The 22,665-nt window shown below is 67.3% G+C and carries 24 protein-coding genes and 1 tRNA gene; 12 read left to right on the top strand and 13 right to left on the bottom strand.

Annotated elements, in window-relative coordinates; translation table 11 throughout:
* The first annotated feature begins 206 nt into the window (after positions 1 to 206).
* From ACIQ3R_RS04235 to ACIQ3R_RS04215, 5 genes are all read left to right on the top strand, one after another.
* Entirely contained in the window at positions 207 to 833 is a 627-nt protein-coding gene (locus tag ACIQ3R_RS04235) for a hypothetical protein (protein ID WP_397415471.1), read from the top strand.
* 128 nt (positions 834 to 961) lie between these two features.
* Complete coding sequence (locus tag ACIQ3R_RS04230; protein ID WP_397415468.1) at positions 962 to 1,126, top strand: helix-turn-helix domain-containing protein; 165 nt, start codon at positions 962 to 964, stop codon at positions 1,124 to 1,126.
* A gap of 10 nt (positions 1,127 to 1,136) precedes the next feature.
* Positions 1,137 to 1,628 carry a helix-turn-helix domain-containing protein gene (locus ACIQ3R_RS04225; protein WP_397415466.1) on the top strand — a complete coding sequence of 164 codons (492 nt, stop codon included), beginning with the start codon at positions 1,137 to 1,139 and terminating at the stop codon, positions 1,626 to 1,628.
* Positions 1,625 to 2,752: a tyrosine-type recombinase/integrase gene (locus ACIQ3R_RS04220; protein ID WP_397415464.1), complete on the top strand. Its 1,128-nt coding sequence runs from the start codon at positions 1,625 to 1,627 to the stop codon at positions 2,750 to 2,752. The genes ACIQ3R_RS04225 and ACIQ3R_RS04220 overlap by 4 nt, the downstream gene beginning before the upstream one ends.
* A gap of 93 nt (positions 2,753 to 2,845) precedes the next feature.
* Positions 2,846 to 2,974 carry a type I restriction enzyme endonuclease domain-containing protein gene (locus ACIQ3R_RS04215; RefSeq protein ID WP_397415462.1) on the top strand — a complete coding sequence of 43 codons (129 nt, stop codon included), beginning with the start codon at positions 2,846 to 2,848 and terminating at the stop codon, positions 2,972 to 2,974.
* Positions 2,975 to 2,993: 19 nt separating this feature from the next.
* Here the strand turns inward: ACIQ3R_RS04215 and ACIQ3R_RS04210 are convergent, their stop codons facing one another.
* The 6 genes from ACIQ3R_RS04210 to ACIQ3R_RS04185 all read right to left on the bottom strand — a co-directional run bounded on the left by ACIQ3R_RS04210 (position 2,994) and on the right by ACIQ3R_RS04185 (position 7,993).
* Positions 2,994 to 3,254 carry a hypothetical protein gene (locus tag ACIQ3R_RS04210; RefSeq protein WP_397415460.1) on the bottom strand — a complete coding sequence of 87 codons (261 nt, stop codon included), beginning with the start codon at positions 3,252 to 3,254 and terminating at the stop codon, positions 2,994 to 2,996.
* A 252-nt stretch (positions 3,255 to 3,506) separates the two neighbouring features.
* Positions 3,507 to 4,304 (bottom strand): ABC transporter permease, encoded by a 798-nt coding sequence (locus ACIQ3R_RS04205; RefSeq protein WP_397415458.1) that lies wholly within the window; start codon positions 4,302 to 4,304, stop codon positions 3,507 to 3,509.
* Positions 4,301 to 5,185 (bottom strand): ABC transporter permease, encoded by an 885-nt coding sequence (locus ACIQ3R_RS04200; protein ID WP_397415455.1) that lies wholly within the window; start codon positions 5,183 to 5,185, stop codon positions 4,301 to 4,303. Before ACIQ3R_RS04200 ends, ACIQ3R_RS04205 begins: the two co-directional genes overlap by 4 nt.
* Positions 5,182 to 6,351 carry an ABC transporter ATP-binding protein gene (locus tag ACIQ3R_RS04195; protein WP_397415452.1) on the bottom strand — a complete coding sequence of 390 codons (1,170 nt, stop codon included), beginning with the start codon at positions 6,349 to 6,351 and terminating at the stop codon, positions 5,182 to 5,184. Before ACIQ3R_RS04195 ends, ACIQ3R_RS04200 begins: the two co-directional genes overlap by 4 nt.
* Positions 6,348 to 7,463: a polyamine ABC transporter substrate-binding protein gene (locus ACIQ3R_RS04190; RefSeq protein WP_397415450.1), complete on the bottom strand. Its 1,116-nt coding sequence runs from the start codon at positions 7,461 to 7,463 to the stop codon at positions 6,348 to 6,350. Before ACIQ3R_RS04190 ends, ACIQ3R_RS04195 begins: the two co-directional genes overlap by 4 nt.
* 80 nt (positions 7,464 to 7,543) lie before the next feature.
* Positions 7,544 to 7,993 (bottom strand): hypothetical protein, encoded by a 450-nt coding sequence (locus ACIQ3R_RS04185; protein ID WP_397415448.1) that lies wholly within the window; start codon positions 7,991 to 7,993, stop codon positions 7,544 to 7,546.
* 175 nt (positions 7,994 to 8,168) lie between these two features.
* Between ACIQ3R_RS04185 and metG the strand changes: the two genes are divergently transcribed.
* Positions 8,169 to 9,914, top strand: coding sequence for a methionine--tRNA ligase (gene metG / locus ACIQ3R_RS04180; RefSeq protein ID WP_397415446.1), 1,746 nt, complete (start codon positions 8,169 to 8,171; stop codon positions 9,912 to 9,914).
* A gap of 112 nt (positions 9,915 to 10,026) precedes the next feature.
* On the opposite strand, the gene ACIQ3R_RS04175 is transcribed toward metG, so the two are convergent.
* From ACIQ3R_RS04175 to gph, 3 genes are all read right to left on the bottom strand, one after another.
* Complete coding sequence (locus ACIQ3R_RS04175) at positions 10,027 to 10,515, bottom strand: Hpt domain-containing protein (protein WP_397415444.1); 489 nt, start codon at positions 10,513 to 10,515, stop codon at positions 10,027 to 10,029.
* A 77-nt stretch (positions 10,516 to 10,592) separates the two neighbouring features.
* Positions 10,593 to 10,667, bottom strand: a tRNA-Val gene (locus ACIQ3R_RS04170).
* 38 nt (positions 10,668 to 10,705) lie between these two features.
* Complete coding sequence (gph, locus tag ACIQ3R_RS04165) at positions 10,706 to 11,398, bottom strand: phosphoglycolate phosphatase (protein ID WP_397415442.1); 693 nt, start codon at positions 11,396 to 11,398, stop codon at positions 10,706 to 10,708.
* Positions 11,399 to 11,484: 86 nt separating this feature from the next.
* On the opposite strand from gph, the gene glmU reads away from it, so the two are divergent.
* The 5 genes from glmU (at position 11,485) to ACIQ3R_RS04140 (ending at position 17,505) form a co-directional block, all read left to right on the top strand.
* Positions 11,485 to 12,834, top strand: coding sequence for a bifunctional UDP-N-acetylglucosamine diphosphorylase/glucosamine-1-phosphate N-acetyltransferase GlmU (glmU, locus tag ACIQ3R_RS04160; RefSeq protein ID WP_397415440.1), 1,350 nt, complete (start codon positions 11,485 to 11,487; stop codon positions 12,832 to 12,834).
* The gene (gene rpiA / locus ACIQ3R_RS04155) at positions 12,831 to 13,514 is read left to right on the top strand and encodes a ribose-5-phosphate isomerase RpiA (protein WP_397415438.1); all 684 of its coding nucleotides are present in this window, start codon (positions 12,831 to 12,833) and stop codon (positions 13,512 to 13,514) included. The genes glmU and rpiA overlap by 4 nt, the downstream gene beginning before the upstream one ends.
* A gap of 11 nt (positions 13,515 to 13,525) precedes the next feature.
* Entirely contained in the window at positions 13,526 to 14,908 is a 1,383-nt protein-coding gene (gene gor / locus ACIQ3R_RS04150; RefSeq protein WP_397415436.1) for a glutathione-disulfide reductase, read from the top strand.
* Complete coding sequence (locus tag ACIQ3R_RS04145) at positions 14,905 to 16,047, top strand: O-antigen ligase family protein (protein ID WP_397415433.1); 1,143 nt, start codon at positions 14,905 to 14,907, stop codon at positions 16,045 to 16,047. Before gor ends, ACIQ3R_RS04145 begins: the two co-directional genes overlap by 4 nt.
* An 84-nt stretch (positions 16,048 to 16,131) precedes the next feature.
* Complete coding sequence (locus ACIQ3R_RS04140) at positions 16,132 to 17,505, top strand: class II 3-deoxy-7-phosphoheptulonate synthase (RefSeq protein ID WP_397415430.1); 1,374 nt, start codon at positions 16,132 to 16,134, stop codon at positions 17,503 to 17,505.
* On the opposite strand, the gene ACIQ3R_RS04135 is transcribed toward ACIQ3R_RS04140, so the two are convergent.
* Entirely contained in the window at positions 17,502 to 17,981 is a 480-nt protein-coding gene (locus tag ACIQ3R_RS04135; protein ID WP_397415428.1) for a DUF4188 domain-containing protein, read from the bottom strand. The genes ACIQ3R_RS04140 and ACIQ3R_RS04135 overlap by 4 nt on opposite strands.
* Before the next feature lie 96 nt (positions 17,982 to 18,077).
* Between ACIQ3R_RS04135 and ACIQ3R_RS04130 the strand changes: the two genes are divergently transcribed.
* The gene (locus ACIQ3R_RS04130) at positions 18,078 to 19,454 is read left to right on the top strand and encodes an MATE family efflux transporter (protein WP_397415426.1); all 1,377 of its coding nucleotides are present in this window, start codon (positions 18,078 to 18,080) and stop codon (positions 19,452 to 19,454) included.
* A gap of 1 nt (position 19,455) precedes the next feature.
* On the opposite strand, the gene ACIQ3R_RS04125 is transcribed toward ACIQ3R_RS04130, so the two are convergent.
* From ACIQ3R_RS04125 to ACIQ3R_RS04115, 3 genes are all read right to left on the bottom strand, one after another.
* Positions 19,456 to 20,745, bottom strand: a complete 1,290-nt coding sequence (locus ACIQ3R_RS04125) for a lanthionine synthetase LanC family protein (RefSeq protein ID WP_397415424.1) — start codon at positions 20,743 to 20,745, stop codon at positions 19,456 to 19,458.
* 27 nt (positions 20,746 to 20,772) lie between these two features.
* On the bottom strand, positions 20,773 to 21,678 hold the full coding sequence (locus ACIQ3R_RS04120; RefSeq protein ID WP_397415422.1) for a cobalamin biosynthesis protein CbiG: 906 nt from the start codon (positions 21,676 to 21,678) through the stop codon (positions 20,773 to 20,775).
* Positions 21,679 to 21,745: 67 nt separating this feature from the next.
* Positions 21,746 to 22,665, bottom strand: a 920-nt coding sequence (locus tag ACIQ3R_RS04115; protein WP_397415420.1) for an NADP-dependent oxidoreductase, incomplete at its 5' end; no start/stop codon positions are given.

Below are 22,665 nucleotides of genomic sequence, written 5' to 3'. Positions count from 1 at the left end.
CGCCTTGCCGCCGGGGACCTAGATCTGGGGATGGGAGAGTCCGCTCTGGGTCGAATTTCACCGTTGGGTTCGGGCCCGGGAGCGGACGTTAGTAACTGGCACTGTGGTTCACGTGATGGCCCAGCCCAGGATGGCGCTGGAGGTCAGGGGATCCCGCTCGATCGGACGGGTTGCCGCGAATCGCAAACGGCTGATCTTCTGGCGTCGTGAGCAGTGACGACGATGCGAACCTGCCGGATGTCGCCGACGACTATCGGCCAGATGACTGGCTAAGCGCCGCTGAAGCTCTCAAGCTCGTACGTGCCGCGACCGGCTCCCACCGCTCGAACATCACGATCTGTACGCGCGCCCATGCGGGCATGGTCCGAGCGCGAGCCGATCTGTTGGTGATGGAAGGTAGTCGGCGCGCAGATCACGAAGTCCCCAAGGAATTCTGGTGGGCGGAAGGCCATCAAGCCCTGGATCAGAACTGGGCGACTGGCGACTTCGCGACCTGGATCAACAAGAAGTATGAGATCAAGGCGTTCGGGGTGCGGTTCCACCGCGACGACATTGCTCGCATGGCGCCCGGGGCCATGCTCAAGACCACCGAGATTGAAGCCGTTCCTCGGGGCGGTGGGCGGTCTATGTCAAAGCTCTGGCCGGAGTGGGTGGCCGAGCTTTCAGTCTACATACACGTTGAGGGAATACCGCCCGGTGACGGGACGGCGGGAGCAGACGCCTTGATCGACGAGATTGAGGGGCGCTTACAGGAAAGAGGCCTCAGCGCCCCTTCGCGAACGACTCTGCAAGACACGGTCGGCGCTGTGCTGCGAAGATTGCGCTGCGAGTAGCGCCGGAAACTCATCGGAAGTGAGTTTCCGGCTCATCCCGGCCCAATCCGGCTGCGACCCGCCAAAACCCCACTGAGAATTCGTCCCCGTACCCGCCGGTATTCGCTGGCATTCAACGGAGACGTAATGTGGAACCGATCACCGCATCCATCAACGACACCGCGCGCGCCGTCGGGCTCGGCCGCACCTCGATCTATGCCCTGATCCGCGAGGGGCGGCTCGAGACCGTCAAGCTGGGTCGTCGCACGCTGGTTCGGATCGCCTCGATCCGCCGGCTGCTGGACGGGCAGTGAGGGGCGCACCGTGGCGCGAACACGGCTCAACCCCCAGCTCGCCAAACTGAACCGGAACTACTCGGTCGAGGAGGTGGCGCGCCTCTACGGGCTCAATCGCATGACGGTCCGGCGTTGGCACAAGGACCACGGCCTGGAGGCTATCGACGACCGGCGCCCGATCCTGTTCACCGGGCCGGTGCTCCGGGCGTTCGTGGCCAAGCGCCGGGCGGCTGCGAAACGACCGACGCCGCCCGGCAAGCTCCATTGCTTCCGGTGTCGCGACGCCCGCGCCCCGGCGCTGGGGATGGCCGATTTTACGCCATCGACCGGCGGGGTGACGGGCAACCTGCGCGCTCTCTGTGAGACCTGCGATGCAGTGATGAACCGTCGGGCGCGGTGGGCGGCTGTTCCCGAGATCCTGCCCGGAATCGAGGTGCGCGTCGTGCAGCGGGAGGGACGCATAGCTGAGCCTTCGTACCCCTCCCTGAATGTAACCTTTGAAAAGGACGGACGACCGTGACCAAAGCCAACCCCACAAACGAGCGGATCAAGCGCGCCTACTTCATCTATCTGCGCGAGGCGAGGCGCAGCAGCGAGGCCTCAATCGACAAGGTCGCCAAGGCGATCAGCCGGTTCGAGGCGTCCACCGGGCGGAAGGGCTTCGAGCGGTTTCACCGCGAGCAGGCCGTCGCCTTCAAGCGCGGGCTGAACGAACAGCTGGCGGTGCGGACCGGCGAGCGATTGAGCCGCGCGACGGTGAACACCGAACTGGCCGCCCTGCGCGCCTTTTTCCTCTGGCTGGCGGATCAGCCGGGGTTCAAGCGCAAGATCGCCTATTCCGACGCGGACTATTTCAACCTGCCCGAGAAGGACGTGCGGATCGCTAAAGCGGTGCGGATGAAGTCGGTCCCGACCCTGGAGCAGGTGGCGCACGTGGTGTCGGTCATGCCCGCTTCGACCGATATCGAGCTGCGCAACCGCGCCCTGATCGCCTTCACGGCGCTCACCGGCACCCGCGACGGCGCGCTGATCTCACTGCGACTGAAGCACGTCGATCTGGTCGAGGGCGTGGTTCATCAGGATGCGCGCGAGGTGAACACGAAATTCTCCAAGAGCTTCGCCACTTGGTTCTTTCCGGTGGACGAGATGCATCTGCGGATCGTGACCGAGTGGGTGGCGCACCTGCGCTCGATGCATTGGGGCGCCGATGACCCGCTGTTTCCGGCGACCGCCATGGGATTGGGCGAGACCGGCGGGTTCGTCGCGGCGGGCCTGAAGCGGGCGTTTTGGAGTGATGCGGAGCCGATCCGGTGTATCTTCCGGCAAGCTTTTGAGAGCGCGGGTCTGCCCTACTTCAACCCGCACACCTTCCGCGACATGCTCGCGCAGTTTGGCGAACGGGTCTGCACGACGCCTGAGGAGTTCAAGGCCTGGTCGCAAAACGTCGGGCACGAACGCGTGCTGACCACCTTCACCAGCTATGGCGCGGTGGCCCCGCGCCGACAGGCGGAACTGATCCGGGGGCTGTCTGCGCAAAATCGCACGACCGCACCCTTGTCGGCCGATCAAGAGAGGTTGCTTGCCCAGATCAAGGCCATGATCCAAACGCGGCCCGGTGACGCGGGCCGAGACGAGGCCGCTTGACCGGCGCCCGGTGGGGCGGGTCAAGTTGCGGCTCGCCTGGGTTTGTGGTGGTTCGGTCCGGCTCGCTTCGGAATATGGAAAGGCCGCGCCCTGATGCGTGTGACGGTGAAGCCTATCCTGAAGAAGTACGGCTTCCCGCCCGACCTGTGGGATGCAGCGGTTCAGAGGGTGCTGGCGCAGGCGGAAGTTCTGCCGCGCGAGGTTGCGCCACGGGGGGCTTAGTCCAGGGCACCGAGAGCCTTCAGATGAGGGCTGTGGAGCGGAAAAATTTGGGGCTGCGCGAGTGATTGGGGGTCACTTTCGGGGTCACCGTGAATTTGGCGTCGAAATATATTTCATTGAAACAATGGATTAATGGGTAGATCGGGGGTCCTGTATCCGCACCATCACCCTGTTCGCGCATGGACGCGGCGGCGCGCTGTTCCCTGATCGCCGTGGCGTCGACCTGGAGTTCGTAGGGGATCTGGGTCTCCGAGATGCGCGTGAAGCGCTCCGTCTGCATCTGGCCGCCGGAGAACCCAAGCCCAGACTATGCGTCCTGCGATGCTCGGACGCCATGGCCCTGTGGTGCCCCCGGTCTTGCAAGGAGCCCTGCCGAAAGCCGGGATGCGTGCCTTGACGGGACACCACGCTTCCGGCGGCCGAGCGTCGCTGGGGGGCGAGGCTCGGCCACCGGCGCCGGTGAGGCGCCGGCCCCGGGTGGTCCGGTGTTCGGCGCGTAGGGTCATTGCCGGACATCGGACCCCCCGCGGCCTCAACCGGGGGCGCGGACCTTGGGCTGACGCCCTTGCAGCGCGCCGACGATCATGACGCCCACCGCGACCGCGACGATCAGCAGGGTGGAAACGGCGTTGATCTTGGGGTCCACGCCCAGGCGCACGGCGCTGTAGAGCCGCATGGGCAGGGTGGTGGCGCCGGGCCCTGAGGTGAAGCTCGCGATGACCAGATCATCCAGTGAAAGCGTGAAGGCCAGCATCCAGGCCGCGGCGACCGCAGGGGCGATCACGGGCAAGGTGACCAGCATGAACGCCTTCCAGGCCGGACAGCCGAGATCTTTCGCGGCCTCTTCGAGCTGGCCGTCGAAGGACTGCAAACGGGCGCGGACGATCACGGTGGCGTAGGCCAGGGTCAGGGCGGCGTGAGCCAGCGTCACCGTCCAGAATCCGCGCGGCAGCCCGAGCGAGACGAACAGCAAGAGCAGGGAGAGCCCCAGGATCACCTCGGGCATCACCAGGGTGGCGTAAAGCCCCCCAGCCAGGGCCGTGCGCCCCGGAAAGCGCCGAGCGCGGACCAGTGCGATGGCGGCGAACACCCCGAGCGCCGTGGCGAGGGTCGCGGAGATCGCGCCCACGCGAACAGTGACCCAGATCGCCTCCATCAGCCGGGCGTCCTCGAACAGCGCCACATACCAGCGGGTTGAGACTCCGCCCCAGACCGTGACCAGCCGACTGGCGTTGAAGGAGTAGGCGATCAGCACCAGGATCGGCACGTAAAGGAAAGCGAGGCCGAGTCCGATCGAGACCAGATTAAAGAGACTGGGGCCGCGCTTCATCGCAGCACCTGTTCGGATCGACGCTCGAACAGCAGGATCGGGATCGCCAGCGTGGCGAGCAGCGCGATGGCGACGGCGGACGCGGCCGGCCAGTCGCGGTTGGCGAAAAACTCGATCCAGATGACCTTGCCCAGCATCAGGGTGTCGGACCCGCCCATAAGATCGGGGATCACGAACTCGCCGGCCATGGGGATGAAGCAAAGCAGGGCGCCGGCGGCCACGCCGGGCGCGGACAGCGGGAATGTCACCCTCCAAAAGGCCTGGCGGGGACCGCAGCCAAGGTCGCGCGCCGCCTCGATCAGCCCCTCATCCTGGCGCTCCAGCACCGCATAGAGCGGAAGGACCATGAACGGGAGATAGGCGTAGACGAGGCCCAGGATCACCGCCGCCTCGGTGTTGAGGATGTTGATCTCGGGCAGGCCGATCGCAGCGAGCAAAGTGTTGAGCAAGCCGGCGGGCTTCAGGATCGCGATCCAGGCGTAGATGCGGATCAGAAAACTGGTCCAGAACGGCAGGATGATCGCCAGCACCAGCCAGCGTCTGGCCGTCGGCGGGCAGCGGGCCATGCCATAGGCGATAGGATAACCGATCAGCAGCAGCAGCCCGGTGCCGATCGCCGCGAGCCGGAGGCTGGAGAGCCAAGCGTCGAGATAGAGCCGGTCCTGCGCCAGTCGAACATAGGTTTCCGCATCCAGGCCGGCGAGGAAGGCGGAAACCCCGGTCAGTCCCTGGCTCCAGTCGAGCCTGGGCGCATAGGGCGGCATGGCGAGCGCGGTGTCCGAAAGCGAGAGCTTGGCCACCAGGGCGAACGGGATCGCGAAGAAGACCGTCAGCCAGACCAGGGGCGGGATGGCCGCCAGCGCGGCGCGCGTGCGTCTCACCGGACCAGCACCACGGCGGCGTCCGGGGCGAAGGTGAGCCAGACCGGGTCCCCGCAACCCAGCGGCCGGGCGGCGGCGCGGGCGACATTGGCCCGGGCGGCGGTGATGCGGCGCCCGCCGGGCAACTCGACCAGATAGGTCGTCCAGTCGCCGAGGTAGCCGTAGTCGTGGATCACACCGGCCAGGACGTTTGCGCCCGGCGGAGGCGGTTCGGCGTGGACGACGATCTTCTCCGGACGCACGCCGATCCAGGCGCGGGCGCCCGGCGCCGCCTGGCCCTCGGCCACGAATGCGCCTTCAGGGGTCTTCAGGGCGACCTGGCCGTGATCCACGGCGCTGACCTGACCCTTGAAGAGGTTGATGTCGCCAATGAAGCCGGCGGTCTCGCGATCGGCGGGGGCCTCATACACTTCGGTCGGGCGCCCGACCTGGACGATGCGCCCCTCGCGCATCACAGCAATCCGATCTGCCACCACCATGGCCTCATCCTGGTCATGGGTGACGATCATGAAGGTCATGCCCAGCCGCTGTTGCAGGGCCATCAACTCAAAACGGGTCTCCTCGCGCAGCTTCTTGTCGAGCGCGGCCATGGGTTCGTCGAGCAGCAGGATGCGCGGGCGTGGGGCGAGTGCGCGGGCGAGCGCCACCCGCTGACGCTGGCCGCCGGAGAGTTGGTCGACTTTGCGGCGACCAAGACCGGTGAGACGGGTGAGGGCCAGCATCTCCTCGACCCGGTCGGCGATCTCCGACCTGGGCAGGCCCTGACGCTTCAGACCGAAGGCGATGTTACCCACCACGTCGAGATGCGGGAACAGGGCATAGGCCTGGAACATCATATGGATCGGCCGCCGGTGGGGCGGGTCGGCGGCGATGTCGCGGTCACCCAGCATCAGGCGTCCGGCGTCCGGCGTTTCAAAGCCGGCGAGCAGGCGCATCAGCGTGGTCTTGCCGCAGCCCGACGGCCCCAGCAGCGCGAAGAACTCCCGTTCGAAAATGGCGAGGTCGACATCGCGCACGGCGGCGGTGTCTCCGAACGCCTTGGAGACGCCCTCGAAGCGCACCAGCGGCTGCTGGGCGGGATCCTCCCACGGCGCGAAGGATTCGCGGACGCCGCCGATCAGCGGTCGCCCATTCTGAGGATGGGAAGGCGGCGCGGCTGCGCTCACCGACCGGTCACCACCCGGGTCCAGAGCCGGTTCACGTCACGCAGGAGGGCCTGTTCCTTGGTGGTCGTGACGAACAGGCGTTTCGACATCTCCGGCGAGGGATAGACGTTGGGATCATCCCGCACGGCGGCGTCCACCAGGGGCGTCGCTGCGGCGTTGGCGTTGGCGTACTGGGTGTAGTTCGAAGCGCGGGCGATGATCTCGGGCCGCAGCATGAATGCGATAAACCGATGGGCGGCCGCCGGGTTGGGCGCGTCCGCCGGGATCGAGAACACGTCGAACCAGACCTGGCTGCCCTCCTTGGGGACCACATAGGCGATATCGGCCCCGGTATTCGCTTCTTCCGCCCTGGCCTTGGCCTGCAGCACGTCTCCGGAATAGCCGATGGCGACGCAGACATCTCCGTTGGCCAGCGCCTCAATGTATTCCGAAGAGTGGAATTTCCGCACGAAGGGCCTGGCCCGCTGGAGCAGGGCGGCGGCGTCTTCATAGTCTTTCAGCGTGGTCGAATTGGGATCGCGGCCCAGATAGTTGAGCGCGACGGCGAACATGTCTTCAGACGCGTCGAGGAAATAGACACCGCAGTCCTTGAGCTTGGCCAGGTTGGCGGGGTCCAGCACCACCTTCCAGCTGTCGATGGCGACGCCCGGGAGCCGGGCGGCGACCTTGGCCTTGTCGTAGCCGATGCCGATTGTGCCCTGCATGTAGGGCACGGCGTAGACGCCGCCAGGATCGAAGGCGGCGAGCTTGGCCATCAGGTCCGGCGACAGCTTGTCCAGACCGGGCAGGGCGGTCTTGTCCAGCTTGGCCACCGCGCCGGCGGTGATGTAGCGCGGCAGATTGTGGTTCGACGGGACGACAAGGTCGTAACCGGTGCCGCCCTGCAGCACCTTGGTTTCAAGGACTTCATTGGAATCAAAGGTGTCGTAGATCACCTTGATCCCGGTTTCCTGGGTGAATTCGGTGATCAGCGCCGGGTCGATATAGTCCGACCAGTTGTAGATGCGCAGCTCGCCGCCGGCCTTGGGCGCGGCCTTTTCGGCGGTCGGACTGCACGCCGTGAGCGCCAGTGCGACCGCCGCCGCCAGAACCATCTTGCCCAATGCCGGCATGCCTGCGTCCCCCGATAACCCTTAGCGCTGGTTATAGGGTCCCTGGGCGCGGCGTTAAGGGAGAAATGTCGCTGTGGCCGCTATGGCAGCATCGCTGTGACTTCATTGGTCTTGGAGATGAACTTCACGCCCTTGACCCGGCCATCGGTGAACTTGTCCCAGGCGCTTTTGACTTCGACCGGAGTCGGACCAGGAGCGCCGGGCGTGGCGGGCTTCTGTGCGACCACGTCGATCTCGTAGATGCCGTCGGGCGGCGTGGCGGCGTAGACGCGGGGCAGGAAGCCGACCTGGGTCCAGCCTGCGCCGTCGGTCATGGCCTTGGCCTCGAGATCAACGCCGCCGCCGGATGCGGCCTTCACCGAGCCGGATTGCACGGACAACACCTGTTCCTGGCCGGCGTAGAGCGGCGCCTGGCGGGCCAGCGACTTCTTGGGCGCCGCGGCCTCAGGCGCTGCGGGCGCCTCGGGCTGGCTGCAGGCGGTTAGTGAAAGGCAGGCGAAAATGCCCGTCGCGAGCAAGGTCGTGCGCATGACGTCTCCCGTTCCCGGCGGCCTGATTTGGGCGATTCGGCGGGCCGCCGCCTGGCCCGCCTGACGTAGCGTCGCGCCGATCCGCGACCTTGGCGAGTGTTTATTGCAAGCCCGGGGTTTGGCGTCGCGCGCCGCGGGCCTATAAGCGCCGGTTCCCGCCAACCGCCGTATCGATATGTCCCGCATCCTCATCACTTCGGCCTTGCCATACATCAACGGGATCAAGCACCTGGGCACGCTGGCGGGCTCGATGCTGCCGGCGGATGTCTATGCGCGGTTCCAGCGGGCTCGGGGGCGCGAGACGCTCTACATCTGCGCCACCGACGAACACGGCACCCCGACGGAGCTGGCGGCGGCCGCTGTGGGCCTCAATCCGGCGACCTTCTGCGCGCAGGAACATGAGGTGCAGGCGCGGCTGGGCGCGGCGTTCGGGCTGTCCTGGGACCACTTCGGCCGGTCTTCCTCACCGCAGAACCGCGCCCTGACGCAACAGTTCGCGCAGCAGCTCTGGGAGGCGGGTTTCCTGGAAGAGCGGGTGACCCAACAGGTCTATTCCCGGGCCGACCGACGCTTCCTGCCAGACCGGTATGTGATCGGAACTTGCCCGCACTGCGGCTACGAAGCCGCGAGGGGCGACCAGTGCGAGAACTGCACCCGGGTTCTGGACCCGGCCGACCTGAAGAACCCGCGATCCGCGGTCTCGGGTTCGACCGACATCGAGATCCGCGATTCCAAACACCTGTTCCTGCGTCAGAGCCTCTTCGCTGAGCGCCTGAGAGGCTGGATTGAGGGCAAAAAGGGCGACTGGCCGCTGCTGGTCACCTCCATTGCCCTGAAGTGGCTGGACGAGGGTCTGCAGGATCGCGGGATCACACGCGACCTGGAGTGGGGCGTGCCGGTGAACGCCGGCGACTGGGGCGCCAACCCTCAAGGCGCGCGGCCCGACGCCGAGGGCCTGGCGGGCAAGGTGTTCTATGTCTGGTTCGACGCGCCGATCGAGTACATCGGAGCCACCTGGGAGTGGGCCGACGCCAATCCGAACACGGGCGGTTGGGAGCGCTGGTGGCGTGCGCCGGAAGCGGATGACGTGACCTACGTCCAGTTCATGGGCAAGGACAACGTGCCGTTTCATACGGTCGGCTTCCCCACCACGCTGATGGGCGTGAACGAGGGCGCCAATTCGCCCTGGAAGCTGGTGGACCAGCTCAAGGGCTTCAACTGGCTCGACTATTACGGCGGCAAGTTCTCAACCTCGCAAAAGCGAGGGGTGTTCATGGACCATGCCCTGGAATTGCTGCCGGCCGACTACTGGCGTTGGTGGATCATCGCCAATGCGCCGGAAGGCTCGGATGCGACCTTCACCTGGGAGCAGTTTCAGACCCAGGTGAACGCCGATCTGGCCGATGTGCTGGGCAACTTCGTCAACCGCATCTGCAAGTTCGCCGAGACGCGGTTCGAGGGGCGTGTGCCCGAGGGCGGAACTCCGGGTGAGCTGGAGCGGCGCCTAGAGGCCGACGTCGCCGCCAAAATGACGGAGCTGACCACGCTGATGGAGGCGCGCGAATTCCGCAAAAGCGCCACAGCGCTGCGCCAGCTGTGGGTGCTGGGCAACCAGTACCTGACCGAGGCGGCGCCCTGGACGGCGTTGAAGACCGATCGCGACCGGGCGGCCGTGGTCGTACGCTATGGACTGGATCTGGTGGCGCTTTTCGCGCGGGTGTCGGCGCCGATGATCCCCAACGCATCCGCCGCGATCAGCGAGGCCTTGGGCGTGATGACGGACGCCGGTTGGCCGGAGCCCGAGGGGGCGCTCGGGATGCTGAGGCCAGGCGACCCGATCCGCGCGCCGGACGTGCTGTTCCGCAAGGTTGAAGACGGACAAGTCGCGGAGTGGCGCGAGCGGTTCGGCGGGGCCGAATAGCCTCCTCCGTCCGCTTGGCGGGTGCCTCCCCCGCAGGGTGGGGAAAACACTCGTGACATCCTCCCCATCGGGAGGGGGACTTCCTCAAGCGTGGTGGAGAGAGCCGGGCCCCTTAGGCCCCGAAAGCCTGGATTCGGCCTTCGAGTTCCTGCACCAGGATGCGGCCCACCGGGTGCTCTTCGGTCTTGATACCGTCGCGTGCGGCGGCGCGGATGGCGTCGATGTGGGCGTCGATCAGGCCCATGGGCGTCGCGTGGCGCTTTTCCTTGTCGTCGATCAGCCGGCACAGCAGACCGGCGATGCGGGTGATCAATGGGAAGCCGTAGGTCGCGCCGAGACCCTTGAGGTCATGGGCGCGGAGATAGAGGTTCTCCATGTTCTCGGACGTGGGGCCGGACTCGCGCACGATCTGGCGGGCGGCGCCCAGCTTGGCGATCTCGTCATTGAGCCACTCGGCGAAGTTGCCGGAGAGGCCCGCGAGCGCGGCTTCGGCCTTGGCGATCGCCGCCGGGTCGATAGCTCCCAGCCGACCGCCGCCTCCGACGCGAAGGCGAAGGGCGTTCGGCGGCTGGATCATCTGGCCGGTCTTGAAGGTCGTCACGGGGCTCTCCCAGCACTGTCAGGGGAAGCCTTACCGGCGGGCGGTTAATGCGGGGTGTCGGCGGGGCCGATGCAGAATGGTGGATGCGACAGGGATTGAACCTGTGACCCCCTCGGTGTGAACGAGGTGCTCTCCCGCTGAGCTACGCATCCGCTGCAGGGCAGGGCGCGGCCTATAGCTTTTCGGCGGATCAGCCGCAAGCGCCGAGCAGGCGGGCGCAGGCGCGCGGAAGCTGGTCGAAGTGATCTATGAGGATGTCAGGGTTCAACTCGGCCGCTGGCGTCTCCGTATAGCCGAAGCTGACAAGCACGAGCGCGGCCCCGGCGGCGCGCGCGGCGCCGGCGTCGGTAGCGGCGTCGCCGACCATCACCACCTTGGGGAAGACGCCGCCGGCGGCCTCTACAGCGACCTGGAGGTGACGTGGATCTGGCTTGATGGCGGGGGCGGCGTCGGCGCCGATCACGGCGGCGAAACGTCGGGTGAGATCCAGCGCATCAAGGAGGGTGACCGAGAGATCGGTAAGCTTGTTGGTGCAGACCACCAGGGTCGCGCCTTCGCCGATCAGGGTATCCAGAGCCGCCTCGCATCCCGGAAATGGCCGGCTCTCATGGGCGATGTGGGCGCGGTAGCGGGCGATGAAGCGGTGGAACAGGCCATCGAGCCGCTCGGCGGTCAACGGCGCGCCGGCGGCGCCGAAGCCACGCTCGATCAGCCAGCGGGCGCCACGTCCAATGAAGGGCTGCGCGTGGGCTAGGGGGAGGGGCGGCAGACTCTCCTCGGCGAGAAGCGCATTCAGCGTACCGACCAGGTCGGGTGCTGTGTCGACGAGCGTGCCGTCGAGGTCAAAGGCAATGACGGCGCCGGCCAGTGGGGTGTCGGACATGCCCCGGGCTCTATCCGGTGGTCGCGCCCGCCTGCAAGGCTTGCTAAGCGGGGTATGGGTTCAGGGACTCGCTGGGAGGGGCCGTATTGACCGCCATAGCCGCCGTGATCATGGCCGCCGGACAGGGCACGCGAATGAAGTCGCCCCTGCCCAAGGTGTTGCACAAGGTGGGCGGGCGCGCGTTGCTCGACCGGGTGATCGATGCGGTGGAGGCGGCCGGCGCAACCCGCGTTCATGTGGTGGTCGGAAACCACAGTCCCGGGGTGCGTGCGTTGGTCGAGGCGCGTCTGGGAACGCAGGCGGTGGTGGTGCAGGACCCGCCGCTCGGCACCGGACATGCGGTGCTGGCGGCTAAGGATGCGCTGGCGGACTTCGACGGCGAGGTCCTGGTGGTGAACGGTGACTGCCCGTTGCTGACCGCGGCTGATCTCGCGCCGCTGGTCAGCCTGCGGGCGCAGGGTGCGGCTCTGGCGATCATGGGCTTCAAGCCGGCCGATGCGCTGCAGTATGGCCGTGTGATCTGCGGCGCCGACGGCCACGTGATCCGCATCGTGGAGGCCGCCCAGGCGAGCGAGGAAGTGCGGGCGGTCAAGCTCTGCAATGGGGGAATGTATTTGGCGGACCGGGCCGACCTCTTCCGGTGGCTTGGGCGGGTGAAGAACGACAACCCCAAGGGCGAATACTACCTGACCGACATCGTCGCCGAGGCTGTGCATGAGGAGAAGGTCGTGCGGGTCAACGTCGCGCCGGAGACGGCGGTGATGGGGGCCGACACCCAGGCGCAGCTCTCGCAGGCCGAGGCGATCTTCCAGAAGCGGCGGCGCGATCAGCTGCTGGCCGCCGGCGTGGCTATGCCGGCCCCGGAAACGGTGCATGTCTCGTGGGACACCGAGATCGCTGCTGGGGTGACGGTGGAGCCCAATGTGGTGTTCGCGCCGGGCGTGCGTGTGGAGACCGGTGCGGTGATCCGGGCGTTCAGTCATCTTGAGGGCGCGGTGGTGCGGGCGGGCGCGATCATCGGGCCCTACGCCCGGCTTCGACCCGGCGCGGACATCGGGGAAGAGGCTCACATCGGCAATTTCGTCGAGGTGAAGAAGGTGACGGTTGGCAAGGGCGCCAAGGCCAACCATCTGGCCTATCTGGGCGACGGCACGGTGGGCGCGGGGGCCAACATCGGCGCCGGCACCATCTTCTGCAACTATGACGGCTTCTTCAAATACGACACGCATGTTGGCGCGGGCGCATTCATCGGCTCGAACTCGGCGCTGGTCGCGCCTGTGCGGATAGGGGCCGGAGCCTATACGGGCTCCGGCTCGGTGATCACCAAGGACGTGGCCGATGACGCTCTGGCGCTGACCCGGCCGCCGCAGGTTGAAAAGGCCGGCTGGGCGGCGCGGTTCCGCGAGGCGATGCGGGCGAAAAAGGCCAAGGGATGACAGCGGAAGAGCAGAAACGGCAGGTCGGCGAAGCCGCCGCAGCCCTGGTTGAGCCGGGTATGGTGGTTGGCCTGGGCACCGGCTCGACAGCGGTCGAGTTTGTCCGGGCGCTGGCGGCGCGGAAGCTGGATATCGTGGGGGTTCCAACCTCGGAGGCGACGGCCGCGCTGGCCACGGAGCTTGGAATTCGGCTGAGCGAACTGGGCGAGACCAAGACCATCGATCTGACCATCGACGGCGCCGACGAGATCGGTCCGGGCCTGTCGCTCATCAAAGGCGCTGGCGGAGCGCTGCTGCGCGAGAAGCTCGTGTGGGAAGCTTCGCGGTCCTGCGTCGTGATCGGAGATGCCAGCAAGTGTGTGAAGGTGCTTGGGAAATTCACCTTGCCGATCGAGGTGGTGGCGTTCGGTCACAAGACAGTCGTCGCCCGGATCTGCGATGCGCTGGCGGAGTGCGACATTGGCATGGCCCCGGTGCTGCGACGTCGGGAGGGCCAGCCGGTGCGAACCGACGGTGGCAACGTCATCTATGATGTGGCGTGTGGCGTGATCCCCGAGCCCGCCTTGCTGGCTGCGGCCCTGAAGGGCGTCACCGGCGTGGTCGAGCACGGCCTTTTCCTCGATCTTGCCGACCGCGCGCTGATCGGCGGGCCCGACGGGGTCCGCGAACTCGAACCCTGAGGAGGTCCCGCATGGCGGACTTCGACTGCGACCTCTTTGTCATCGGCGCCGGCTCGGGCGGCGTGCGCGCGGCCCGCATGGCGGCGATGACCGGCGCCAAGGTGTTGGTGGCGGAGGAACACCGGGTGGGCGGCACCTGTGTGATCCGCGGCTGCGTACCCAAGAAGTTCATGGTCTATGCGTCGGAATTGTCAAAGAGTTTCTCGACGGCTCGGGGCTATGGCTGGACGGTGCCTGAGCCCAGCTTCGACTGGCCGCGCTTCATCGCCGCCAAGGATGACGAGATCGCCCGGCTATCGGGGATCTATGTGCGCAACCTACAGAACGCCGGCGCGGAGCTCGTGCACGGCCGGGCCGTGCTGAAGGACCGGCATACCGTGTCGATCGAGGGCAAAGGTGAGCTGCGCGCCGCCAAGGTCCTGGTGGCGACCGGGGGTCGGCCCTGGATGCCCGACGACGTCGAAGGGATCGAGCACGCGATCAGTTCGGAGGAGGCTTTCCATCTGGCTGAGTTGCCGCGCCGGATCGTGGTCGCGGGCGGCGGGTACATCGCACTGGAGTTCGCTGGGATCTTTGCAGGCCTGGGCGTGGAGACGACGGTCGTGCATCGCGGCCCCAACGTTCTGCGCGGTTTCGACGACGACATCCGCAGTCATGTGGCCGAGGAAATGGAGCAGGCGGGCGTCCACATCCGCTTGGGCGTGAAGATCTCCAGGATCGAGAAGGGCCCCGGCGGCCTGACCGTCGTTTGTGATGATGGCCGCAGGATCGAGGCCGATCAGGTGATGTTCGCGCTGGGGCGCGCGCCGCACACCAAGGGCCTGGGGCTGGAGGCCGCGGGTGTCGCTCTGGCCGACAACGGCGCCGTGAAGGTTGATGACTATTCCCGGACCAACGTCGACAACATCTGGGCCGTTGGCGATGTGACGGACCGGATCAATTTGACCCCTGTCGCGATCCGCGAAGGCTCGGCGTTCGCCATGACCGAGTTCCAGGGCAAACCCACGACCTTTGATCATGAGATGGTGGCCTCGGCGGTGTTCACCCAACCGGCAGTCGGGTCCGTGGGGCTGTCAGAGGCGGACGCGCGCCATCAGTACGGCAAGGTCGACATCTATCTCGCCAAGTTCCGGCCCATGAAGGAGACCTTCTATGGCGGCCACAGCCGGGCGATGGTCAAGCTGGTGGTGGAAGCGGGCAGCGAGCGCATCCTTGGCTGCCATGTCGTCGCCCCGGACGCGCCAGAGATCATCCAGATGGCCGCCATTGCGCTCAAGATGGGCGTAACCAAGCCGCAGTGGGATTCGACCTGCGCGGTCCATCCCACCCTGGCTGAGGAACTGGTGACGATGCGCGACAAGCACGTGCCGCCGGCCCTCGGCCAGGCGGCGTGAGCACGGCGACGTCCGGTCTCGCGACACGGGTCGCGGGCGGGGCGATGATCACGGCGGCGGTGCTGGCGCCGTTGCTGGCCTGGCTGGGTCCTCTGGGGTTTGCGCCGCTTATGGCGCTGGTGGGTCTGGCCTGCCTGCCGGCGGCCCGGATCGGCTGGCGGGAGGCGCCGCTGGTCGGCCTGCTGGGCCTGGCGCTGGCCTGGGCGCTCTTGTCGTTGCTGTGGAGCCCGAGCGAGGGGGGCGAGACGGCCTTGAAACTGGCCGCCCAGCTGGTGCTGTACCTGGCGGCGTGGCGCGCGGCGGCGCGCGTTCCTGATGCCTATCGCGACCGGGCGCTGAGGCTGTTCGCCTGGGGTTTCGCGCTCTATGGCGCATTGCTGATGGTCGAGGCGATGACCGGAGGCGTGGTCTATCGCACGTTGCGCGACCTGATCGGCGATCCGATCCGTGACGATCTGGCGCGGAAGAACATCGCCCAAGGGAGTTTTGCGCTGGCGCTATTGTGGCCGCTGGCGGCGGCGGGCGGGGTGCGGGCCGGGGCTCCGGTCTGGCTGGCCCTGCCGATGGCGGCGGGGACGGCGTTGCTGGCGCAGGTGTTCCTGTCGGATGCGCCGGTGTTGGCGGTGGGGCTGGTTATCGGGGTGGGAGCGCTGGTCTGGATCTGGCCGCGTTCGGCGCCTCGCATCTTCGCCCTCGGTGCGGCGGCGCTGGTGCTGCTCACGCCGCTTATCGTGATGGTCGCCCAGGCGATGCTGGCGGGCCGGACGCTGCCGGTCTCATGGGGCCAGCGCGTCGGATACTGGATGCACGCGATGGAGCGGTTGAGTGAACATCCCTGGAGGGGCTGGGGGCTCGAGGCCAGCCGCGCGTTCAGTCCGGCGATCCAGCTGCATCCGCACAATGGTGCGCTGCAGGCCTGGCTGGAACTGGGAATGATCGGCGCCGGCGTCCTGGCGCTGACCTGGGCGTTCGTGTTTCGTCGGCTGGCGGGAGACGCGCGGGATCTGGTCACCTGCGCGGCGGCCGGAAGCGCTGCGGTCTATCTGTTTTTTGGCATGGTGAGCTTCGGCCTGTGGCAGGAGTGGTGGCTGGCCTTGGGCGCGCTGGCGGCGATGATGGCGGCGCTAGCCAAGCGCTGAGGCGCGCGGATTGGACGTCCCGGTCCATTGCGCGTAAAACGCCCGGCCCGCCAGAGGGTGGCGGCCATACGGACCTGTACGACGATGACCGATCACTGGAGCCCCGCGTCCTGGCGCGCCAAGCCGGCCAAGCACATCCCGGAGGATTATCCGGACCTGGCCGAGCTGTCGCGCGTCGAAGCCAGTCTTCGCAAGATGCCGCCTCTGGTTTTCGCCGGCGAGGCGCGTCGGCTGAAGAGCCTCCTGGGTGATGTGGCGGCGGGCAAGGCGTTCCTGCTGCAGGGCGGGGATTGCGCGGAGAGCTTCAAGGAGTTCGCCGCCGACAACATCCGCGACACCTTCCGACTGATCCTGCAGATGGCGGTGGTGCTGACCTTCGCCGGCGGCAAGCCGATCGTGAAGGTGGGGCGGATGGCCGGGCAGTTCGGCAAGCCGCGCTCCTCGCCGGTCGAGCGGATCGGGGATGTGGAGCTGCCGTCCTACCGCGGCGACAACATCAACGGCATGGACTTCACGGCCGAGAGCCGGATTCCCGATCCCCAGCGGCTGATGCAGGCCTATGGCCAGTCCTCGGCGACGTTGAACCTGCTGCGGGCCTTCGCCGGCGGGGGCTATGCCGACCTCTACAACATCCATCGCTGGACGCTGGGCTTCGTCCAGGACAGCCCTCAGGGCGCGCGCTACCGCGAGCTGTCGGAGAAAATCTCCGAGGCGCTCACCTTCATGGCCGCCATCGGGGTGACGCCGGAGAGCCATCCGGAAATGGCGCGGGTGGAGTTCTTCACCAGCCATGAGGGCCTGCTGCTCGGCTACGAGGAGGCCATGACCCGGATCGATAGCACCTCGGGCGACTGGTACGACACCTCAGCCCACCTGCTGTGGATCGGCGAGCGCACGCGCCAGCTGGACGGGGCGCATATCGAGTACTTCCGCGGCATCAAGAACCCCATCGGCATGAAGGTGGGCCCGACGCTGGAGGGTGATGAGCTCAACCGTCTCATCGACGTGCTAAATCCCAAGGACGAGGCCGGACGGCTGACGCTCTATGGCCGGTTCGGCTCGGACAAGATCGCCGGGCGCCTGCCGGACCTGTTGAAGGCCACCAAGGGCCGCAATGTGGTCTGGGCCATCGACCCGATGCACGGCAACACGCTCACCGCCAACACCGGCTACAAGACCCGGCCGTTCGACCGGATCCTCAGCGAAGTGCGCAGCTTCGTGGACATCTGCCGGGCCGAAGGGACCCATCCCGGCGGCGTGCATCTGGAGATGACCGGCCAGAACGTGACCGAGTGCCTTGGCGGCGCGCGGGCCGTCGCGGAGGGCGACCTCGCCGACCGGTACCACACCCACTGCGACCCGCGGCTGAACGGTGAACAGGCGCTGGAGCTGGCCTTCCTGGTGGCCGAGCGCCTGAAGGATGACCGGGTGGATCTGGCGCTGGCGCAGGCGGTTTAAGCCGGCTGCCGGATCCGCGCCCGCGCCTCCTGCCGGGCTCCAATGGCGCTGACCAGCTTGCCCGCGGCTCCGAGTCCGAACGGGGGCATGTTGTTGTAGACGCTCTCGTGACGACCGGCAGAGATCAGGTAGGTCTCGTGCCAGATGCCGACGTCGCCATTGGAGGCGACCGCTCGGTTGAAGGCGTGCCAGGCGGGCAGGTGGGCGTGCTCGCGGGCGCGGGCATAGGCCTCGAGGTGCTCAAAGCTCCGCCAGTACTGGACGACCATGATGTCCGGGAAGCCGAAGTGGGTGCGGGCGTGCAGCAGGCCGAGTTCGGGCTTCTGACTGAGCTCGATGATCATGCGCGGCATAGCGGCGGCGACGGGCCCCCACTTCCACGGCTTCCAGGGCTTGTTGATGCGCATGCCGATCAGGAAGACGACGAAATCGCCGTCCATCTCGGCGCATAGCCGTTCGCGGATGATTGAAGTCATTGGCGACCCTCGTCACGAAACATCCCGGCAGGGTTGCGCGGAACGCGGCCCGGCGCCAGTGTCCGCCGCCTCTTTGACAACCCGATCCTGACGGCCATGGACCCCGCCACGGCTCAGACGCCCGGCCTAAGCGCGGGGCGGCTTGAGCTTTACCGCACCGATCTTTCCACCCTGCTCCGCCTGTCGGGGCCGGTGGTGCTGTCGCGCCTGGGCATCATGGCCATGGGGCTGACCGACGCCATCGTGGTCGGGCGCTATTCGGCGACGGAGCTGGGCTACCACGCGCTGGGCTGGGCGCCGTCGAGCATCGTGCTGACCCTGCTGATCGGGCTGTTGGCCGGCGTCCAGGTGATGACGGCGCGGGCCATTGGCGAAGAGCGGCCGGAGCGGGCCGGCGCGGTGCTGCGCCGGGGCCTGGTCTATGCGCTGTGGACGAGCCTGCTTGCGACCGTGGTCCTGGCGGTGGCGGGTCCGCCATTCCTGCACGTGATCGGCCTGGAGAAAGACCTGGCGGACGGCGCCTCGCGCGCGTTGCTGGTCTTCGCGTTGTCCATGACCGGCTATGGGGTCAGCGTCGCCTGCATGTTCTGGCTGGAGGGCCTGTCGCGGCCGGGGCCGGGCGCCTGGGCGATGTGGGCGGCCAATGTGGTGAACCTGGGCCTGGTGCTGTTGCTGGTTCCGGGGACCTGGGGCCTCCCGGCCCTGGGCGCGGTGGGTGCGGGCTGGGCGACGTTCGGGGCGCGGGCGTTTCTGGCGGTGGTGATGCTGGTCTATATCGCGCGCCTGCCGGAGGCCCGCGCGCTGGGCGTGTTCACCAAGCCGTCGCATGAGCCGGAAGCCGAGGCCGAACAACGGCGGATCGGCTATGGCGCGGGGGCGTCCAACTTCCTTGAGGTGACCGCCTTCGCCAGCATGAATGTGCTGGCCGGATGGATCAGCACGGTGACCGTGGCGGCCTGGGCGATCGTGCTGAACGTGGCGGCGATTGTGTTCATGGTTCCGATGGGCCTGGGAACCGGGGCGGCGGTGCTGGTGGGCGCGGCCTATGGCGCGCGCGACCGGGCGGGGGTGACCCGGGCCGGCGTGATCGCCTTCGCCGTAACGGCATTGTTCGGGGTCTTGGTTTCGCTGGCGATCTGGCCGGCGGCTGGGCTGATCGCAGCGGGCTACACGACCGACGCGGCGATGATCGCGCTGGTGGCGCCGGCGCTGGTGCTTTCGTGCCTGTTCTTCATCCCGGACGCCCTGCAGGTGGTGGTGGCCATGGCGCTCCGGGCGCGGAGCGACGTCTGGGTTCCCACCTGGACGCATATGACCAGCTATGTCGTGATCATGATGCCATTGGCCTGGTGGCTGGCGATCCCGATGGGCATGGGGCTGACGGGCATGTTGTGGGCGGTGATCGTCGCCAGCCTGATGTCCTGCGGCCTGTTGCTGGCGCGGTTCTGGATGCTGAGCCGCCGGCCGCTGTAGGTCAGCCGGGCCAGTCGGGCAGGGGGATCTTGACCGGCTGACCGGAGAGCGTGGTGTCGAGGTGCAGCAGGAAGCTGGCGATGCCGGCCGCGCCTTGCATGTAACCGGTCTGGGCCTCGAGAAACTCGGGCCGGTCGCGGTGCTCGGCCTGCACCCAGCGGCGGCCGCCATCCTTGAGTTCGCTGTGGCGCAGGATCTCGTCGGCGCATCGGCGCGCCAGATCGACATAGCCGGCCTCGCCCGTCCGTCTGGCCATGAGCAGGGCGAGCTCTCCGACACCGGCGTCGCCGCAGCACTGGCCGTGGTTGCGCCAGAAGCCTTTCGACCGAGTCTCGGGCGCGCCAAGGTGCTGCAGGCCGTGCACCATGCCGCGCGCGTGGTCCAGCCACTCAGGGTCGCCGGTGATCTCATGCAGCGCCAGGAAGAGTCGCCCCGTGCCGGGCGGGCCGTGGCATGCGCCAAGATAGAAGATCGGGTTGCGCGCCTCCTCGGTATGGCAGACCAGAAATCCCTTGCCTTGCGGGGTCGCCTTGGAGAGCACGTAGCGTGCCCCTGCGAGGGCGGCCTTCAGGAAGCGCGGATCGCCGCCGGCCTTGTGAAGCTCAGCCAGGAAGTAGGCCACGCCGGCCCCGCCGTGGGCGAAATTGGGCGCGGTGAAGGCGAAGGGCATATCGGCCATCAGCTTCCAGCGCAGGCCGGCCGCATCTGGTTCCGCGACTTCGAGCAACCGTTCGGCGGTGGCTGTCGCCCATTCCAGGGCGCGGGGATGCAGGCCCTCGCGATGGGCGTAGAGGAAGACCAGTCCAGCCCCGGCCGCGCCGACCGACTGATCGAAGATCTCGCGCTTGTCGGAGAAGCCGGTGATGTCGGCGAAGGGCGCGGGTTCGATCCAGCCGATTCCGGAGCCGAGCTTTTCAGACTGGCCGACCAGCCTTTCGAGACACTCCCCCGCCGCCGCGCGGAAGTCGTCACGACCGGTCGCCTTGGCCAGTTCGCCGAGTACGAAGGCATAGCTGGGCCAGCCGCGTGAGGGGCTGACCGAAAGCCAGTCCACCTTGTTCACAAAGGCGAGGATCTCATCGCCGGCCGCCGCGGCGGACTCGAGCCACGCCGCCTCACGGCTGGCCCGGTGCAGCTCCAGCCAGAGCAGTACGATGCCCGCGTCGCCGTGATAGAGGCTGTAGTCGCCGGGTCCTTTCGAGGCGTCGGTGCGCCGCCACTTCACCTGGCCGGGCACGCGCTGGGCGTCGATAAAGCGAGCGGCCTCATCGACGGCTTGGCGGTAGGGCATCCTCGAACCTCCCTCGGGTCCTGCGTCTTATGCGCCGGCGCCCAGGATCCAACCTTCTTCCTGTTCCGCCGCGGCGACAACCTCGTCGGGTGTTCCCTTCGGGGGTGCGAACTGCGCGCCCAGCTTGCCCGCCTCGTCCAGGCGGGCGAAGTGCTCGGCGGTGGTGCGCACCTGGGTCAGATCCTTGACCTCGCCCGGAGCGCCCTGCGGCTTCAGCAACGAGGGATAGACCTCGGCGACAAGGGCCTCGACGCCGTCGAGGTCAGTCTCGGTGAGGGCTTTGAAGCCGGTCTCGAATGGCCAGGCGCGGATCGCCGCTTCGCCGCGCGTGACCTTGAGTCGCCGCACGAACGGGATGCCCAGGATCGCCTGACCGCCGACCGAGCCGTTGTAGTAGAGCTTCCAGATCGACGCCGCGCCCTTGGCGGCGAGATCGGCATGTCGATACTCCGGCAGATCATCCGGGCCGTGCTCGCGGCTTCGCTTGGGCTGCAGAGTGGTCAGGGTGTCCTTCGGCGGACAGCCCCAGAACGGGAAGGGTCCGCCCGTCAGACGCCGATTGATCTCGGAGCCGACGCCAAAGCGATTGTTTGTGTTGTCGGCCTTGTCCTTGACCATCTTGTTCAGCTGATCCCAGGTCGCGCGCCATGGCGCTTCGCCAGGCAGCGACAGGCCGGCCGCCAGGCCGCGCGGAAAGCCCAGCGGGAAGTCGAATCCCACCAGCGCGCGCTCGCCGCGCTTCTTGAGATCATCGAGGATAGCGTTGAGGCGCGTTTCAGCCTCGGCGCGCGTGGCCGGGTTGAAGCTTTCAAACGCCATGCGGAAGCGGATGTCGCGCTTCAGGACGCCAATCCAGATGGAATCGGCGCCCGTTGTCGGCTTGGCCGCGGCGCTCCAGTCGACAATTACATAGGCGCTGAAAAGGCGCGGCACGGCCGGGCTCCCGGGCTTGAATGGACGCGCGGCTTGTACGCGATCAACAACGCGAAGGGCAGGGGGCTCAGCCCAGCTTCACCAGCATCTTGCCGAGGTTCTCGCCGCTGAACAGGCCGAGGAAGGCTTCCGGAGCCTTCTCGATCCCGTCCTTGATGGTCTCCTTCCAGGTGAACTTCCCGGCCTTGATCCAATCGCCCATGTCTCGATGGAAGTCGCTCATCATGTCCCAATGGGTCGAGACGATGAAACCGCGCAGCGTGAGTTGCTTACCCACGCACTGGACGAGGTTCCGCGGGCCGGGCGGTAGTTCCGTGGCGTTGTACATCGAGATTGCGCCGCACAGCGCGAAACGGGCGAAGGGCCGCGCCGCATTCAGCGCCGCTTCAAGATGATCGCCGCCGACATTGTCGAAATAGACGTCGATGCCCTGGGGCGCGACCCGGGCGAGTGCGGCGGTCAGGTCGCGCTCGGCCTTGTAATCGATGACCTCATCGCAGCCGATTTCCTTGAGGAAGGCGACCTTGTCGGCCCCGCCGGCGGACCCGATAACCTTGTGGCCCTTGGCCTTGGCGATCTGCACCACCACCGAGCCCACGGCGCCCGCCGCGCCGGAGACGAATACGATGTCGCCATCCTTGAGTTCAGCCACGCGCAGCAGGCCCGCATAGGCGGTCAGGCCGGGCATGCCGGCGGCGCCCAGGAATGTCTGCGGAGGCAGGTTGGTTGGCGGCAGCTTCTGAACCTGGCCGGCAGGCGCATTGAAGCCTTCGCGCCAGCCGAAGTTGGATTGCACGAGGTCGCCGACCTTGAGGCTCGGATCGCCAGAGGCGATCACCTGGCCCACGGCGCCGCCCTCGAGCGCCTTGCCGATCTGGAACGGCGGCGTGTAGCTCTTCACGTCGTTCATGCGGCCGCGCATGTAGGGATCGACGGTCATCCAGGTGTTGCGCACCTGGACTTCGCCCGCCCCCGGGCTCGGAAGAT

Source organism: Phenylobacterium sp., assembly GCF_044371015.1.
In the GTDB taxonomy this organism is placed as follows: domain Bacteria; phylum Pseudomonadota; class Alphaproteobacteria; order Caulobacterales; family Caulobacteraceae; genus Phenylobacterium.
The sequence above is the reverse complement of the archived record's forward strand: the minus strand, read 5'-3'. Positions and strand labels throughout refer to the sequence as shown.